This window comes from Pseudomonas sp. NPDC090592, from assembly GCF_044769185.1.
In the GTDB taxonomy this organism is placed as follows: Bacteria; Pseudomonadota; Gammaproteobacteria; order Pseudomonadales; family Pseudomonadaceae; genus Aquipseudomonas.
In genome coordinates this window covers 152571-166300 of the sequence record NZ_JBIVXJ010000006.1, presented here as the reverse complement: position 1 = coordinate 166300, position 13730 = coordinate 152571, and the positions used below count along the sequence as shown (strand labels likewise).

Sequence of the window (13730 nt, the reverse complement as noted above, 5' to 3'; positions counted from 1 at the left end):
ATTGAGCGAACGGCAGCTGCCAGCGGTCAGAGCCTGCAGCACCTCTTCAATCCAGCCACGCGAGGTCAGGCAATGAACATTCCCATTCCACCGGAAACCCCCGATCCGAATATCGACGACCCCAGCTTGCCGCCACCCGTGCCGGAAGAAGAGCCGGACGAGTTGCCGATCAAGCCTACGGTGCCGCCGACAGTGGGTGACCCGCCGAGCCAGGAGCCACCGGTGAAGGCTTAAGGGTAGACCAGGATTCTGTGCAGGCAGGACCGGCCCCTTCGCGGGCACGCCCGCTCCCACAGGGGCCGCGCCGGCCTTGAATGCGGCGTGGTCCCTGTGGGAGCGGGCGTGCCCGCGAAAGGGCCAGGAAAGCCAATACATCAACCCGCAATTACAGCCGATATTTCCGCCACACTGATTTCCCGCATGCGGAATTTCTGCACCTTGCCGGTCACCGTCATCGGGTATTCGTCGACAAAGCGGATATGCCGCGGCACCTTGAAGTGGGCGATGCGTGCCTTGCACCAGCCTTGCAGCTCCTCGACCGTGGCGCTGTGCCCGGGGTGCAGCTTGATCCAGGCGACGATCTCCTCGCCATAGCGGCTGCACGGAATACCGATTACCTGCGCATCGGCCACCGCCGGGTGGGTGTAGAAGAACTCCTCCAGCTCACGCGGGTAGATGTTCTCCCCGCCGCGAATGATCATGTCCTTGTTGCGCCCGACGATGCGCACGTGGCCATGCTCGTCCATTACCGCAAGGTCGCCCGAATGCATCCACCCTGCCGGGTCGATGGCATCCGCCGTGGCTTGGGGGTTGTCCCAATAACCGAGCATCACGCTGTAGCCGCGGGTACACAGTTCGCCAATCTCGCCACGGGCGACGATGCAGCCGTCGGCGTCCACCAGTTTGTTTTCCAGCTGCGGCTGGGTGCGGCCGACGGTGGTCACGCGCAACTCCAGCTCGTCGTCCGGGCCTGTTTGCAGCGACACCGGGCTGGTTTCGGTCATGCCGTAGGCAATCTGCACTTCGGCCATGTGCATCTGGTCGATGACCCGGCGCATCACCTCGATCGGGCAAGTGGCACCCGCCATGATGCCGCTGCGCAGGGTCGACAGGTCCATGCCTTGGCGGGCCGGGTGGTCGAGCATGGCAATGAACATGGTCGGCACGCCGTACAGGATGCTGGCGCGCTCCTCGGCAACGGCGCGCAGGGTGAGTTCGGCGTCGAAGGCGTCGTTGGGGTAGATCATGGTGCTGCCGTGGGTGATGCAGCCAAGGTTGGCCATGACCATGCCGAAGCAGTGGTACAGCGGTACCGGGATCACCATGCGGTCGTGCGCGGTCAGGCCCAGGCTTTCGCCGACCATGAAGCCGTTATTGAGGATGTTGTAGTGGCTGAGCGTGGTACCCTTGGGCGCCCCGGTGGTGCCGGAGGTGTACTGGATGTTCACCGGCTGGTCGAACTGAAGGCTCTGCTGGCGGGCGGTATAGGCCTCGTTCGAGGTTTGCCCTGCCCGCTCGGCCATCGCGTCCCAGGGCAGGAAGCCGACAGGTGGGTTGGCGCCCAGGCTGATCACGCCGCGCAGGTCCGGCAGGCTTTGGCTGGCCAGTTCACCCGCAGTGGCTGCGGCCAGCTCCGGTACCAGTTCCTGGACCATGCCATGGTAGTCGGACGTCTTGAACGCATCGGCGCACACCAGCCAGCGGCAGCCGGACTGGCGCAACACGTATTCCAGCTCGCCCACGCGATACGCAGGGTTGATGTTCACCAGAATGGCGCCGACCTTGGCACTGGCCAGTTGCAGGATGCACCACTGGGCGCAGTTGGGTGACCAGATGCCGACGCGGTCGCCGGTGTTCACGCCCAGGGCCATCAGCGCGCGGGCATGCACTTCGACCTGTGCGGCCAGCTGACGCCAGCTGTAACGCAAGCCTTGATGACGCGACACCAGCGCCTCGCCGTCGGCACAGCGGGCCACGGTGGCATCGAAGGCCTGGCCGATGGTCTGGGTCAGCAAGGCTTGGTCCTGGCGACCGCGGGTATAGCTCGGTTGACTCATGGGTGTCCCTTCTTGTGGTTGTTCTGGGCACGGCTGAAGCAGCGGGAATACTCTGGCGCAGATTTACGTTTACGTAAAGGTGATGATTGGATTGACAGTCACTGCACTCAGGTTTACGTTAACGTAAAGGTGATGAACAACACTGTTCCTCAGGCATGAAGCCGAACCCTGTGGGAGCGGGCGTGCCCGCGAATGCGATCATTCAGGCAATGACGGTGGCCCTGCTGATGCATTCGCGGGCACGCCCGCTCCCACAGGGTCCGGCGACAGCTCCTTGAGCTACGGTGTAACCCAATTTCAAGAACAAGAAGGTGCCCCAGCATGCATTACCCCTCCCTGAACTTCGCCCTGGGCGAGACCATCGACATGCTCCGCGACCAGGTTCGCGCCTTCGTCGCTACCGAACTGGCCCCACGCGCCGCGCAAATCGACCACGACAACCTGTTCCCCGCCGACATGTGGCGCAAGTTCGGCGACATGGGCCTGCTGGGCATCACCGTGCCGGAAGAGTATGGCGGTGCCGGCCTGGGCTACCTGGCCCACGTGGTGTCGATGGAAGAAATCAGCCGTGGCTCGGCCTCGGTGGCACTGTCCTACGGCGCCCACTCCAACCTGTGCGTCAACCAGATCAACCGCAACGGCAGCCACGAGCAGAAACTCAAGTACCTGCCCAAGCTGATCAGCGGCGAGCACATCGGCGCGCTGGCCATGAGCGAGCCCAACGCCGGGTCCGATGTGGTGTCGATGAAACTGCGCGCCGAAAAGCGCGGTGACCACTACGTGCTCAACGGTAGCAAGACCTGGATCACCAACGGCCCCGACGCCAACACCTACGTGATCTACGCCAAGACCGACCTGGACAAGGGCCCACACGGCATCACGGCCTTCATCGTCGAACGTGACTGGAAAGGCTTCAGCCGCAGCAACAAGTTCGACAAGCTGGGCATGCGCGGGTCCAACACCTGCGAACTGTTCTTCGACGGCGTCGAAGTGCCGCAGGAGAACATCCTCGGCCAGCTCAACGGTGGCGTACGCGTGCTGATGAGCGGCCTGGACTACGAGCGCGTAGTGCTGTCCGGCGGCCCGACCGGCATCATGCAAAGCTGCATGGACCTGGTGGTGCCCTACATTCATGACCGCAAGCAGTTCGGCCAGAGCATCGGCGAGTTCCAGCTGATCCAGGGCAAGATCGCCGACATGTACACCCAGCTCAATGCCAGCCGCGCCTACCTGTACGCCGTGGCCCAGGCCTGCGACCGTGGCGAAACCACCCGCAAGGACGCCGCCGGGGTCATCCTGTACACCGCCGAACGCGCCACGCAAATGGCCCTGGAAGCGATCCAGATTCTGGGCGGCAACGGCTACATCAACGAGTTCCCGGCTGGGCGCCTGCTGCGCGACGCCAAGCTGTACGAAATCGGTGCCGGCACCAGCGAGATTCGCCGGATGCTGATTGGCCGCGAACTGTTCAATGAGACGCGCTGAGGCGCTCAAGTAGCTAGCTGCAAGCGACAAGTAGAAGTACCGCGCTTGCAGCAACATCACCGAACATTCTTGCAGCTTGAAGCTAACAGCTTGATTCTGCGCCAGGAGTCATGATGATTCTGAAATCACAGTTGAACTCGAAGGCACCCGAGTATGCGCAGAGCTATGCCGCCATGGCGGCAGAAGTCCAGGCCCTGCGTAGCCTGCTGGCTCAAGTGGCCCAGGGCGGCGGCGCCAAGGCCCAGGAGCGGCACACCTCACGTGGCAAGCTGCTGCCACGCGAGCGTATCGACCGCCTGCTGGACCCGGGCTCGCCATTTCTCGAAATCGGCCAGCTGGCCGCCCATGAGGTGTACGGCGAAGACGTGCCGGCTGCAGGCGTGATTGCCGGCATCGGTCGCGTGGAAGGCGTGGAATGCATGATCGTGGCCAACGACGCCACGGTCAAAGGCGGTTCGTACTACCCGCTGACGGTGAAAAAGCACCTGCGCGCGCAAACCATCGCCCTGCAAAACCGCCTGCCGTGCATCTACCTGGTGGATTCGGGCGGCGCCAACCTGCCGCGCCAGGACGAAGTGTTCCCCGACCGCGAGCATTTCGGGCGGATCTTCTTCAACCAGGCCAACATGAGCGCGCAAGGCATCCCGCAGATCGCCGTGGTGATGGGGTCGTGCACGGCGGGCGGCGCATACGTACCGGCAATGGCCGACGAAGCGATCATGGTGCGCCAGCAGGCGACCATTTTCCTGGCCGGCCCGCCGCTGGTTAAGGCCGCCACCGGTGAAGTGGTCAGCGCGGAAGATCTCGGCGGCGCCGATGTGCACTGCCGCACCAGCGGCGTGGCCGACCACTATGCCGACAACGACGAACACGCCCTGGCCATCGCCCGACGCAGCGTGGCCAACCTCAACTGGCACAAACTGGGCAAGCTGCAACGCCTGGCCCCGGTGGCGCCGCTGTATGCTGCCGAAGAGCTGTATGGCGTGGTGCCGGCCGATGCCAAGCAACCGTTCGACGTGCGCGAGGTGATTGCGCGCCTGGTCGATGGCTCGGTGTTCGATGAGTTCAAGGCGCTGTTCGGCACCACCCTGGTGTGCGGCTTTGCCCACCTGCATGGCTACCCGGTGGCGATCCTGGCCAATAACGGCATCCTGTTTGCCGAAGCTGCGCAAAAAGGCGCGCACTTCATCGAACTGGCCTGCCAGCGCGGCATCCCGCTGCTGTTCCTGCAGAACATCACCGGTTTCATGGTCGGCAAGAAGTACGAAGAAGGCGGTATCGCCAAGCATGGCGCCAAGCTGGTGACTGCCGTGGCCTGCGCCCAGGTGCCCAAGTTCACGGTGATCATCGGCGGCAGCTTTGGCGCCGGCAACTACGGCATGTGCGGCCGGGCCTACGACCCGCGTTTCTTGTGGATGTGGCCTAACGCGCGCATTGGCGTGATGGGCGCTGAACAGGCCGCCGGTGTGCTGGCGCAGGTCAAGCGCGAGCAAAGCGAGCGCAGCGGCCAGGCCTTCAGTGCCGAGGACGAGGCCCGGCTCAAGCAGCCGATCCTCGACCAGTACGAGCACCAGGGCCACCCCTACTACTCCAGCGCCCGCCTGTGGGACGACGGCGTCATCGACCCGGCGCAAACCCGTGACGTGCTCGGCCTGGCGTTGTCTGCCGCGCTGAACGCACCGATCGAACAGAGCCGCTTCGGCATTTTCCGGATGTGACCCATGAGCGATTTCAGCACCCTTGAAGTGACTCGCGACCCACGCGGCTTTGCCACCCTGTGGCTTAGCCGCGAGGACAAGAACAACGCCTTCAACGCGCAGATGATCCGCGAGCTGATCGTGGCCATCGACCAGCTGGCCGAAGACACCCGCCTGCGTTTTGTGCTGTTGCGGGGCCGTGGCCGGCACTTCAGCGCCGGCGCCGACCTGGCCTGGATGCAGCAGTCGGCGCAGCTGGACTTCAACACCAACCTGGATGACGCCCACGAACTGGGTGAGCTGATGTACGCCCTGCACCGCCTCAAGGCCCCTACCCTGGCCGTGGTGCAAGGGGCAGCCTTTGGCGGCGCGCTGGGCCTTATCAGCTGCTGCGACATGGCCGTTGGTGCCGAAGACGCCCAGTTGTGCCTGTCGGAAGTACGCATCGGCCTGGCCCCGGCGGTGATCAGCCCGTTTGTGGTCAAGGCCATTGGTGAGCGCGCTGCGCGCCGCTATGCCCTCACTGCCGAGCGTTTCAGCGGTGTACGGGCCCGCGAGCTGGGCCTGCTGGCCGAGGTGTATCCGGCCGGCGAACTGGACGCGCAGGTCGAAGCCTGGGTGAACAACCTGCTGCAGAACAGCCCGCAAGCGTTGCGCGCTACCAAGGACCTGCTGCGCGAAGTGGGCGACGGCGAACTCAGCCCGGCCCTGCGCCGCTACTGCGAAAACACCATCGCCCGCATCCGCGTCAGCGCCGAAGGCCAGGAGGGCCTGCGCGCCTTCCTGGAAAAACGCCGCCCCGCCTGGCAAACCGATGACAAGAAGGAGCCGCGCCCATGAGCCGCCCCGTTTTGACCACCCTGCTGGTCGCCAATCGCGGCGAAATTGCCTGCCGGGTAATGCGCACCGCCAAGGCCATGGGCCTGACCACGGTCGCCGTGCACAGCGCCACCGACCGTGACGCCCGCCATAGCCGCGAAGCCGACATCCGTGTCGACCTGGGCGGCACCAAGGCTGCCGAAAGCTACCTGCTGGTCGACAAGCTGCTGGCCGCCGCCAAGGCCAGTGGGGCCCAGGCCATCCACCCGGGCTATGGCTTCCTGTCCGAGAACGCCGGTTTCGCCCGCGCCATTGAACAAGCTGGGCTGATCTTCCTCGGCCCACCGGCCAGTGCCATCGACGCCATGGGCAGCAAGTCGGCAGCCAAAGCGCTGATGGAAGCTGCCGGGGTGCCGCTGGTGCCGGGCTACCACGGCGAAGCGCAGGACCTGGACACCTTCCGCGCAGCTGCCGAACGTATTGGCTACCCGGTGCTGCTCAAGGCCAGCGCGGGTGGTGGCGGCAAAGGCATGAAAGTGGTCGAGGAAGAGAGCCAACTGGCCGACGCCCTGGCCTCGGCCCAGCGTGAGGCGCAGTCGTCGTTCGGCGATGCGCGCATGCTGGTGGAAAAGTACGTGCTCAAGCCGCGTCACGTGGAAATCCAGGTGTTTGCCGATCAGCACGGTAATTGCCTGTACCTGAACGAACGCGACTGTTCCATTCAGCGCCGCCACCAGAAAGTGGTTGAAGAAGCGCCAGCCCCGGGCCTGTCGCCTGAGCTGCGCCGCGCCATGGGCGAGGCGGCGGTGCGCGCGGCCCAGGCCATCGGCTACGTGGGCGCGGGCACGGTAGAGTTCCTGCTGGATGCCCGTGGCGAGTTCTTCTTCATGGAGATGAACACCCGCCTGCAAGTGGAGCACCCGGTCACCGAGGCCATCACCGGCCTGGACCTGGTGGCCTGGCAGATTCGCGTGGCCTGCGGCGAGGCGCTGCCAATCACCCAGGAGCAAGTGCCATTGATCGGCCATGCCATCGAGGTGCGGTTGTATGCCGAAGACCCGGCCAATGAGTTCCTGCCCGCGACTGGCAAGCTGGCGCTGTACCGTGAGTCGGCACCCGGCGAAGGCCGAAGGGTGGACAGCGGCGTCAGCGAAGGCGATGTGGTGTCGCCGTTCTACGACCCGATGCTGGGCAAGCTGATTGCCTGGGGTGAAAACCGCGAACAGGCGCGCCTGCGCTTGCTGGCCATGCTCGATGAGTTCGCCATTGGCGGGTTGAAGACCAACATCGCCTTCCTGCGCCGCATTCTGGCCCACCCGGCGTTTGCTGCGGCAGAGCTGGATACTGGCTTTATTCCGCGTCATCAGGAGGTCTTGTTGCCCGCGCCACAGGCGCTGCCGGCCGGCTTCTGGGAAGCGGCGGCCGAGGCCTGGTTGCAGGGCCAGGAGGGGCAGCAGCGGGATGACGACCGCAATTCGCCGTGGGGGGAACTCAATGGCCTGCGCCTGGGCCTGCCGGCACGCACCAGCCTGCATCTGGTAAGCGGCGGGCAGAACCAGGCGGTGGCCCTGGAACGCAGCGCTGCGCCCACCTGGCAGTTGGCCGGCGAGCACCTGGTGCATGACCAGGCAGGTGTGCGTCGCCAGCACTTGGCGATCCGCCGTGGTGGCACGCTGTACCTGCACTGGGAGGGTGACATGCATGCCATCGAGGCTTTCGACCCGATTGCCGAGGCCGAGGCCAGCCATGGCCATCAGGGCGGTTTGGGCGCGCCCATGAACGGCAGCATCGTGCGTGTGCTGGTGGAGCCGGGACAGGTGGTTGAAGCGGGTACGGCGCTGGTGGTGCTGGAGGCCATGAAGATGGAGCACAGCATTCGTGCGCCGCATGGCGGGACGGTGAAGGCACTGTTCTGCCAGGAAGGGGATATGGTCAGCGAAGGGACGGTGTTGGTCGAGTTGGTGGAGTGAGGTAGGGATTGATCCTGTGGGAGCGGGTTTACCCGCGAAGAATCCAACGCGGTGGATGGCACCGGCTACGCCGGTGTTCGCGGGTGAACCCGCTCCCACAGGCACAATGCAATGTTTGAGGTTTGCGCCGTACTTGTGGGAGCCCGGCTTGCCGGCGATGGGCTGCGCAGCAGCCCCGGCAATCTAGAATGTTGGTCGAACTGGTGGAGTGAGGTAGGGATCGATCCTGTGGGAGCGGGCGTGCCCGCGAAGAAGGCGACGCAGTGCATGGCACCGGCTTTGCCGGTGTTCGCGGGCATGCCCGCTCCCACAGGGACCGCGCAATGTTTGAGGTTTGCGCCGTACCTGTGGGAGCCCGGCTTGCCGGCGATGGGCTGCGCAGCAGCCCCGGCAATCTAGAATGCTCCGTGCACCCGCACGACCACACCCAGGAATTCACAGCCTTCTTCACACAACAGCGCCGGGTAGTTGCTGTTCAGTGCCTTCAGATAACGCTGCCCACCTTCTTCGGCCAACTCGCGAAAAATCGCCGGTTTGCCGGGCTGACGAGCGATAACCAAACGCCCGGCCTCAGCCTCGACGCCTGGGTCAACCAGCATCCGCATGCCCTGCGGCACACTGCGACCACTGACGGCGCTCATCGCGTCATTCTCGACGGCCAGCCAGAATGCCTTGCCTTGAGCCAGGTAATCCGTCTGCTCGAACACTCCTGGTTCCGCACTCTCTGCAATGCCAATCTCTTCCCAACCCAACACCGGGTAGCGGAAACACACGATGTTTTGCAACAGATCAAGGTCGCCGTCATCCACTTGGCAAGCCTCGCCAACTTGACCGTGAATGCGCAACGCCAGGCTAACGGTGTAGTGAGGCATGCCAATCTCGACGAACGTGCGGTTCATCGAACTCGATCTTTGGCTGGCGACGCTTGTTCACCCAATGCCCTACGCTGCCTTGAGACACACCAACACGCTCAGCAAGCTGCTCTTGAGTAAGCCCTAGCGCCTCCATACGATTGCGGACGAGAGCAATCCATCTATCCATATTCATCTTTAACCGATATTCCTTATCGAGCTCTGCACAACTCCGGCAATCTAGAATGCCCCGTGCATCCGCACGACCACACCCAGAAACTCGCAACCCTCTTCACACAGGATTGTCGGGTAGCGCGTATTCAACGGCTTGAGCATCTTGTCGCCACCCTCTTCGACCAACTGCCGCAACACCGCAGGCCGCCCCGGCTGCCGGGCAATTACCAACCTGCCGGGCTCTGCCGGCAGGCCAGTGTCGACCAGTACGCGCATGCCCTCAGGCACACTCTTGCCGCTGGCCGCATTCATCGAATCGTTTTCCACCATCAGCCAGAACGCATTGCCGGCTGGCATGTAGTCCGTCTGCTCATGGGATTTGCCCGTCTCGGGTAACGGCCCCTGCAAGTCGGCCCAAGCCAATACCGGGAAACGAAAGCTGGCATAGAGCAGCGCTTCACCTGAAGCCGGCTGCTCGACGGCATAACGGCCAGGCGCCTCACGCACAATGTCACGCTCTACCACCATGACTTGTGCTTCCAGAAACACCAAGCCTAGTTTTTCGAGCTTTTCGTTGATGGTTTCCAGCGTCGGACGCCGCGTGCCGCGCAGCCAATGCCCAACGCCACCCTGAGTCATGCCCAGGCGTTCGGCCAGCTTCAGCTGGCTGAGGTTGTGTTCGCGCTTGTAGCGCTTGAGAAATGCATTCCAGTTTTCCATGAGCGGCAACAATACGGACTGTATTACCCGCAGCAATACACAATCTGAATTATTTATTTGAGCATATTCAGTACAGATTGACCTATCCTCTGATTCCAGTGTGTTTGAAGGGAAATCAGAAGGTATCGCGATGAAACCACCGAAAAACGACGAAACAGATCTCGACAGCGAAGCCGCCCGCCGCGCCCTCGACTACTACCTAAACCCCAAGCCCCAGCGCCCCACCCTGGACAATAAAATCTGGACCCTGCACGAGAACGTCACGGGCGACCAGGCGCAGGAACATGCCATCGCCCTGCTGCGCTGCGCCGCCGCCACCGCGCAGGAAACTGCCGCGCACCAGCACGGCAGCCAGCGCGAGCTGACTTACGCGTTGATGCACATGATGGACATGGCCCGCGCCCTGCTGGAGCACAAGCGCGCCGCAGATCCGGATTTCTGAGTAAAAAGAAGGGAGAGAACGTGATGGCCGAGTAACGGCAGAGGCCCCGATTGCCGGGACAAGGAAGCGCATCGGTAAAACTTTTTTACCGAATTGACGAAAATTCATTTGACTGGCAAATGATAACGATTATTATTGCACTCAGCTGATCGCGAGATCTGCTGGATAACCTGGAGCTTAGGTCGCTCTCAGATTATCTCCTCATCAGGCTAATCACGGTTTTTGACCCGGCTTTTTGCCGGGTCTTTTTTTTGGCTCTTCAGGCTAATGAAGATCGTGATGGCGCGCATGATAGCAAAGGTGTTTCAGGGCGTGAACGCTCATTACAAAACTTTGCGGAATCAGCACTTGAGAATCAATCTCGTTTCGCCTACGCTGAGCTCGCATCACGGAAGATGCCCCCACCCCTCCCCTTTGTAAGCAAGGAGCTGTCCATGACCCGTCTGCTGCTGCCCCTTGAACACCCAACGCCTGTTGCCGAACACGATGCCGAACACGCCCTGCTGCATGCCCTGAAGCGGCTGCCCCGGCGCGTGCAGCAAGTGTTCCTGCTAAACCGCCTCGACCAACTGGACTTCGCCAGCATCGCTGCTCGGCTGGACCTCCCCTTGGCCAGCATCGAGCGGAACATGGACCAGGCGTTGCAGGCCGGCCGCACGCGCCGGGATGTACTGGCGAGTGTTGCCGGGCAATGGTATGTGCGCTTGCAAAGCCCACAGGTGACAGCATGCGAACGGATCGACTTTCGTCGCTGGCTGGATGCAGATACAGCGAACCTTCAAGCGTTCCACGAAACAGAACTGCGCTGGCGCAGCCTGCTTGCACCGGCACGGCAGCTGGGCCATGACGGCTGGTACCGTCAAGGCCGGGCAGCACTGTCGCTGGGCGGATGCTCGATTGCGGTCGGGCTTGGTGTAGCGGCGTTGCTGCTGTTTGGTTTCTGGGCCTGATCCCGGCGCGGGGGCTTGTATCAGATGACTGTTGGAGCAACGCCAAACGCTTCCAGTATCCAGTCACGAACCCGAATACAGGCATCATCGTCTTTCTTCTCCTCCCTGAAGGTCAGAAAATGCTGGCTGTCCTTGTGCGTCAACTCCTCCTCAACCGGCCTGACGAGCAAGCCCTGCTGGATAAGCGGCTCCACCAGGTAGTGCCAGCCCAGCGCGACCCCCTGACCTGCGACCGCCAATTGAACAAGCGAGCTGTAGTCGTTGGAGTGATACAACTGCGCACCATTCACGACGCGCGCGTTCAGGTCGACATGGTGATACTCGAACCAGACATACCAATCTACATGCTCCGCGATCTGTGACCTACCGTAGGGGCTGAGGTTGAGCAATGGTTTCTGGCTCATGACTTCAAGGTCTGTCAGGTCAGGATTCTGCTCGAGGTATTCAGGGCTGCATATTGGATAAATCACATCGCAAACAAGTGGGTAGCTGCTATAACCCTCTCGTATCTTTGAAAGCTTATTGACAAATATATCAGGCTGAACGCCTGGCTCCATGGTCAAGAAGTTTTGCGTCACCACCGTATTGAGATCAATATCCGGGTTAGCCGCCAGGAATTCAGGAAGACGAGGTGTAAGCCACAAGCCCGAAAAGGCAGGTGTACAACAAATGGTAACAATACGTTTACCGCTCGTTTGCCTGCGGATACGGCTTGATGCCTGAGAGATATTGCTCAGCGATAATTGCACTGCATCAAAAAAAGCCGCACCTGCCGGCGTCAGCTGCACGGCGCGCCCGTTCCTTATGAACAATTCCGCGTTCAGGAAGTTTTCAAGCTCGCGAATCTGGCGACTGATGGCAGCTTGGGTAACACACAGCGACTCTGCAGCACGCGTGAAATTCAAATACTTCGCCGCTGCTACAAATGCCTTCACAGCGCGCAATGAAGGCATTTGAATCAGGGACAGATCGGGTTCCGTATGCTTTACCATTCGCCTGCACCATTTATCAAACAAAAATACGACATTTGGATCACGGCAGCCTTGATCAAGCCTAACCTCTCATCTTTTATTCTTCTTGTTTCGTCGCGCAGCCAGCCGAGCATGCACTCGACACGCTTTATCCCGACTTCGTAAACACCAACAGCGGCGCGGAATCTTATCTCATAATACTGAAAAAGGGCCTTCATGGAGGCCCCTTTTCATCTTGCTGAACAGCTAAAAACCTTACTCATCGCCAGCGCGAAGCTCCTTGAACTTCATGTTGGCTTTCGCACCGATGGTCAAGAAAGGCTGTGGCGGTAGCTGCCTGGGCTTGTCATAGCCCTCAAGAATATCCGCCAGCTCGCTCTTCACGCCCAAAGCCAAATCCGCTGCCGCGATACCGGCGGCGGTCGATTTGGACGCGCCAAGGCCATTGCAACCACAGGCCGAAATCACACCTTGGGCCACCTCCCCGAAAGCAGGAACGCTGTTCCAGGTAAGGGCCATCGGGCCGCCCCAGCGGTACTGCATACGCAGCCCTTTCAAGGCCGGGAAACGCGTGAGGAATTTCTGGTCGTGAACCCTGCCGGCACTGTTAACCTGGCTATCACCGATGACCAGGCCCGGATTGTAGGAGTACCGCCAGCGCACCAGAATCCGGTCGCTATCGCCATCGCTTATGCGGCGAATGGTTGTCCCCATTGGAAGTGCCGGAGTCGCAGCCCAGGTACGGTGACCTGGAAGGCGCCTGGGATCAAAGCGCTCGGTCAGCGAGGCATAAGTGAAGACATGCAGGAGCTGCCCTTTAAAGAAGCCGAAGCTTTGCGCATGCCCATTGTTAGCCAGAACGACTTTACCCGCCGTGACAACGCCCTTCGGCGTTTTCACCACCCACGAGCCACCCACGTTCTTGAACGACAGGGCAGGCGTTTGCTCATACACACGAACAGGATCACTAAAGCTATCTGCGATTCGGCGTACATAGTCCGCTGGCTGAATCATCACCGTACCAGGCATGAACATACCGGACGTGTAAGCAGGGCTCCCGGTTACATCGCCGATTTCCCGGGTGTTGAGCAATTCGTACTTTTCACCCAGCGCGTCGAGCTGCTTCCCGTACGACAAGATGTGCTCATCACCTTGGGTACCCCGGGCAACACTGTATCGGCCACATGGGTCAAAGACTTCTTTGCCCCAGCCGTGCTCGCCAGCCAACTCCATGCCCAGCGCAATCGCGGTACGGTAAAGCGTGATGTCGCGACGGGCGCGGTCAAGCGAACCACCACCCAGCCCTTCTGCAGAGACCTCATGGGGAAGATCGATGATGAACCCGGAGTTACGCCCTGAAGCACCATCGCCAACCAAGCCGGCCTCAAGCACCACTACCTTGACGGTCGGATCCAGTCGAACCATTTGACGGGCGGCGGACAGCCCGGCGAAACCACCACCGATGACTACGACGTCTGCCGTGATCGAGCTCTCCAATGCTGGCTTGGCCACGCGGCGGGGCAGCATCTCTGCCCAGCCGGAGCTACCGTTGTTTTCAGGTAATTTAGAAGCAACAAACATGTCGGCTTCTCCA

12 protein-coding genes and 1 pseudogene are annotated in these 13730 nt (G+C 61.6%); 7 read left to right on the top strand and 6 right to left on the bottom strand.

What is annotated here, in order from left to right; all coding sequences use genetic code 11:
- Positions 1 to 72: 72 nt before the first annotated feature.
- Positions 73 to 234 (top strand): hypothetical protein, encoded by a 162-nt coding sequence (locus ACIQUI_RS07350; protein ID WP_015271006.1) that lies wholly within the window; start codon positions 73 to 75, stop codon positions 232 to 234.
- A 140-nt stretch (positions 235 to 374) separates the two neighbouring features.
- On the opposite strand, the gene ACIQUI_RS07345 is transcribed toward ACIQUI_RS07350, so the two are convergent.
- On the bottom strand, positions 375 to 2057 hold the full coding sequence (locus ACIQUI_RS07345; protein ID WP_403196549.1) for an AMP-binding protein: 1683 nt from the start codon (positions 2055 to 2057) through the stop codon (positions 375 to 377).
- Positions 2058 to 2378: 321 nt separating this feature from the next.
- Here ACIQUI_RS07345 and ACIQUI_RS07340 point away from each other — a divergent pair, with 321 nt between their 5' ends.
- The 4 genes from ACIQUI_RS07340 to ACIQUI_RS07325 all read left to right on the top strand — a co-directional run bounded on the left by ACIQUI_RS07340 (position 2379) and on the right by ACIQUI_RS07325 (position 8028).
- Positions 2379 to 3542, top strand: a complete 1164-nt coding sequence (locus ACIQUI_RS07340; protein ID WP_403196547.1) for an isovaleryl-CoA dehydrogenase — start codon at positions 2379 to 2381, stop codon at positions 3540 to 3542.
- 110 nt (positions 3543 to 3652) lie between these two features.
- Positions 3653 to 5260 carry a carboxyl transferase domain-containing protein gene (locus ACIQUI_RS07335; RefSeq protein ID WP_403196545.1) on the top strand — a complete coding sequence of 536 codons (1608 nt, stop codon included), beginning with the start codon at positions 3653 to 3655 and terminating at the stop codon, positions 5258 to 5260.
- Positions 5261 to 5263: 3 nt separating this feature from the next.
- The gene (locus ACIQUI_RS07330) at positions 5264 to 6079 is read left to right on the top strand and encodes a gamma-carboxygeranoyl-CoA hydratase (protein ID WP_403196542.1); all 816 of its coding nucleotides are present in this window, start codon (positions 5264 to 5266) and stop codon (positions 6077 to 6079) included.
- Positions 6076 to 8028 carry an acetyl/propionyl/methylcrotonyl-CoA carboxylase subunit alpha gene (locus ACIQUI_RS07325; protein WP_403196540.1) on the top strand — a complete coding sequence of 651 codons (1953 nt, stop codon included), beginning with the start codon at positions 6076 to 6078 and terminating at the stop codon, positions 8026 to 8028. Before ACIQUI_RS07330 ends, ACIQUI_RS07325 begins: the two co-directional genes overlap by 4 nt.
- A 395-nt stretch (positions 8029 to 8423) precedes the next feature.
- Here ACIQUI_RS07325 and ACIQUI_RS07320 read toward each other — a convergent pair.
- Both ACIQUI_RS07320 and ACIQUI_RS07315 read right to left on the bottom strand, forming a co-directional pair.
- Positions 8424 to 9075, bottom strand: a pseudogene (locus tag ACIQUI_RS07320) (LexA family transcriptional regulator).
- A 44-nt stretch (positions 9076 to 9119) separates the two neighbouring features.
- Positions 9120 to 9773: a LexA family protein gene (locus ACIQUI_RS07315; RefSeq protein WP_403196538.1), complete on the bottom strand. Its 654-nt coding sequence runs from the start codon at positions 9771 to 9773 to the stop codon at positions 9120 to 9122.
- Positions 9774 to 9903: 130 nt separating this feature from the next.
- Here ACIQUI_RS07315 and ACIQUI_RS07310 point away from each other — a divergent pair, with 130 nt between their 5' ends.
- Positions 9904 to 10215 carry a DUF6124 family protein gene (locus ACIQUI_RS07310; protein ID WP_391135204.1) on the top strand — a complete coding sequence of 104 codons (312 nt, stop codon included), beginning with the start codon at positions 9904 to 9906 and terminating at the stop codon, positions 10213 to 10215.
- A gap of 434 nt (positions 10216 to 10649) precedes the next feature.
- Positions 10650 to 11165, top strand: a complete 516-nt coding sequence (locus tag ACIQUI_RS07305) for a DUF4880 domain-containing protein (protein ID WP_403196534.1) — start codon at positions 10650 to 10652, stop codon at positions 11163 to 11165.
- Positions 11166 to 11185: 20 nt separating this feature from the next.
- On the opposite strand, the gene ACIQUI_RS07300 is transcribed toward ACIQUI_RS07305, so the two are convergent.
- Genes ACIQUI_RS07300 through ACIQUI_RS07290 form a run of 3 tightly spaced genes read right to left on the bottom strand, consistent with a single transcriptional unit; the run spans position 11186 to position 13717 of the window.
- Positions 11186 to 12157 carry a LysR family transcriptional regulator gene (locus ACIQUI_RS07300; RefSeq protein WP_403196531.1) on the bottom strand — a complete coding sequence of 324 codons (972 nt, stop codon included), beginning with the start codon at positions 12155 to 12157 and terminating at the stop codon, positions 11186 to 11188.
- Entirely contained in the window at positions 12151 to 12354 is a 204-nt protein-coding gene (locus ACIQUI_RS07295) for a hypothetical protein (RefSeq protein WP_403196529.1), read from the bottom strand. Before ACIQUI_RS07295 ends, ACIQUI_RS07300 begins: the two co-directional genes overlap by 7 nt.
- A 37-nt stretch (positions 12355 to 12391) precedes the next feature.
- Complete coding sequence (locus tag ACIQUI_RS07290) at positions 12392 to 13717, bottom strand: NAD(P)/FAD-dependent oxidoreductase (RefSeq protein ID WP_403196527.1); 1326 nt, start codon at positions 13715 to 13717, stop codon at positions 12392 to 12394.
- Positions 13718 to 13730 lie beyond the last annotated feature (13 nt).

Bases quoted from the DNA above. Each gene is read 5' to 3' on its own strand.
- ACIQUI_RS07290 (WP_403196527.1), bottom strand. From the start codon at position 13,717: ATGTTTGTTGCTTCTAAATTACCTGAAAACAACGGTAGCTCCGGCTGG.
- ACIQUI_RS07350 (WP_015271006.1), top strand. From the start codon at position 73: ATGAACATTCCCATTCCACCGGAAACCCCCGATCCGAATATCGACGAC.
- ACIQUI_RS07310 (WP_391135204.1), top strand. From the start codon at position 9,904: ATGAAACCACCGAAAAACGACGAAACAGATCTCGACAGCGAAGCCGCC.
- ACIQUI_RS07305 (WP_403196534.1), top strand. From the start codon at position 10,650: ATGACCCGTCTGCTGCTGCCCCTTGAACACCCAACGCCTGTTGCCGAA.
- ACIQUI_RS07295 (WP_403196529.1), bottom strand. From the start codon at position 12,354: ATGAAGGCCCTTTTTCAGTATTATGAGATAAGATTCCGCGCCGCTGTT.
- ACIQUI_RS07325 (WP_403196540.1), top strand. From the start codon at position 6,076: ATGAGCCGCCCCGTTTTGACCACCCTGCTGGTCGCCAATCGCGGCGAA.
- ACIQUI_RS07300 (WP_403196531.1), bottom strand. From the start codon at position 12,157: ATGGTAAAGCATACGGAACCCGATCTGTCCCTGATTCAAATGCCTTCA.
- ACIQUI_RS07345 (WP_403196549.1), bottom strand. From the start codon at position 2,057: ATGAGTCAACCGAGCTATACCCGCGGTCGCCAGGACCAAGCCTTGCTG.
- ACIQUI_RS07340 (WP_403196547.1), top strand. From the start codon at position 2,379: ATGCATTACCCCTCCCTGAACTTCGCCCTGGGCGAGACCATCGACATG.
- ACIQUI_RS07315 (WP_403196538.1), bottom strand. From the start codon at position 9,773: ATGGAAAACTGGAATGCATTTCTCAAGCGCTACAAGCGCGAACACAAC.
- ACIQUI_RS07335 (WP_403196545.1), top strand. From the start codon at position 3,653: ATGATGATTCTGAAATCACAGTTGAACTCGAAGGCACCCGAGTATGCG.
- ACIQUI_RS07330 (WP_403196542.1), top strand. From the start codon at position 5,264: ATGAGCGATTTCAGCACCCTTGAAGTGACTCGCGACCCACGCGGCTTT.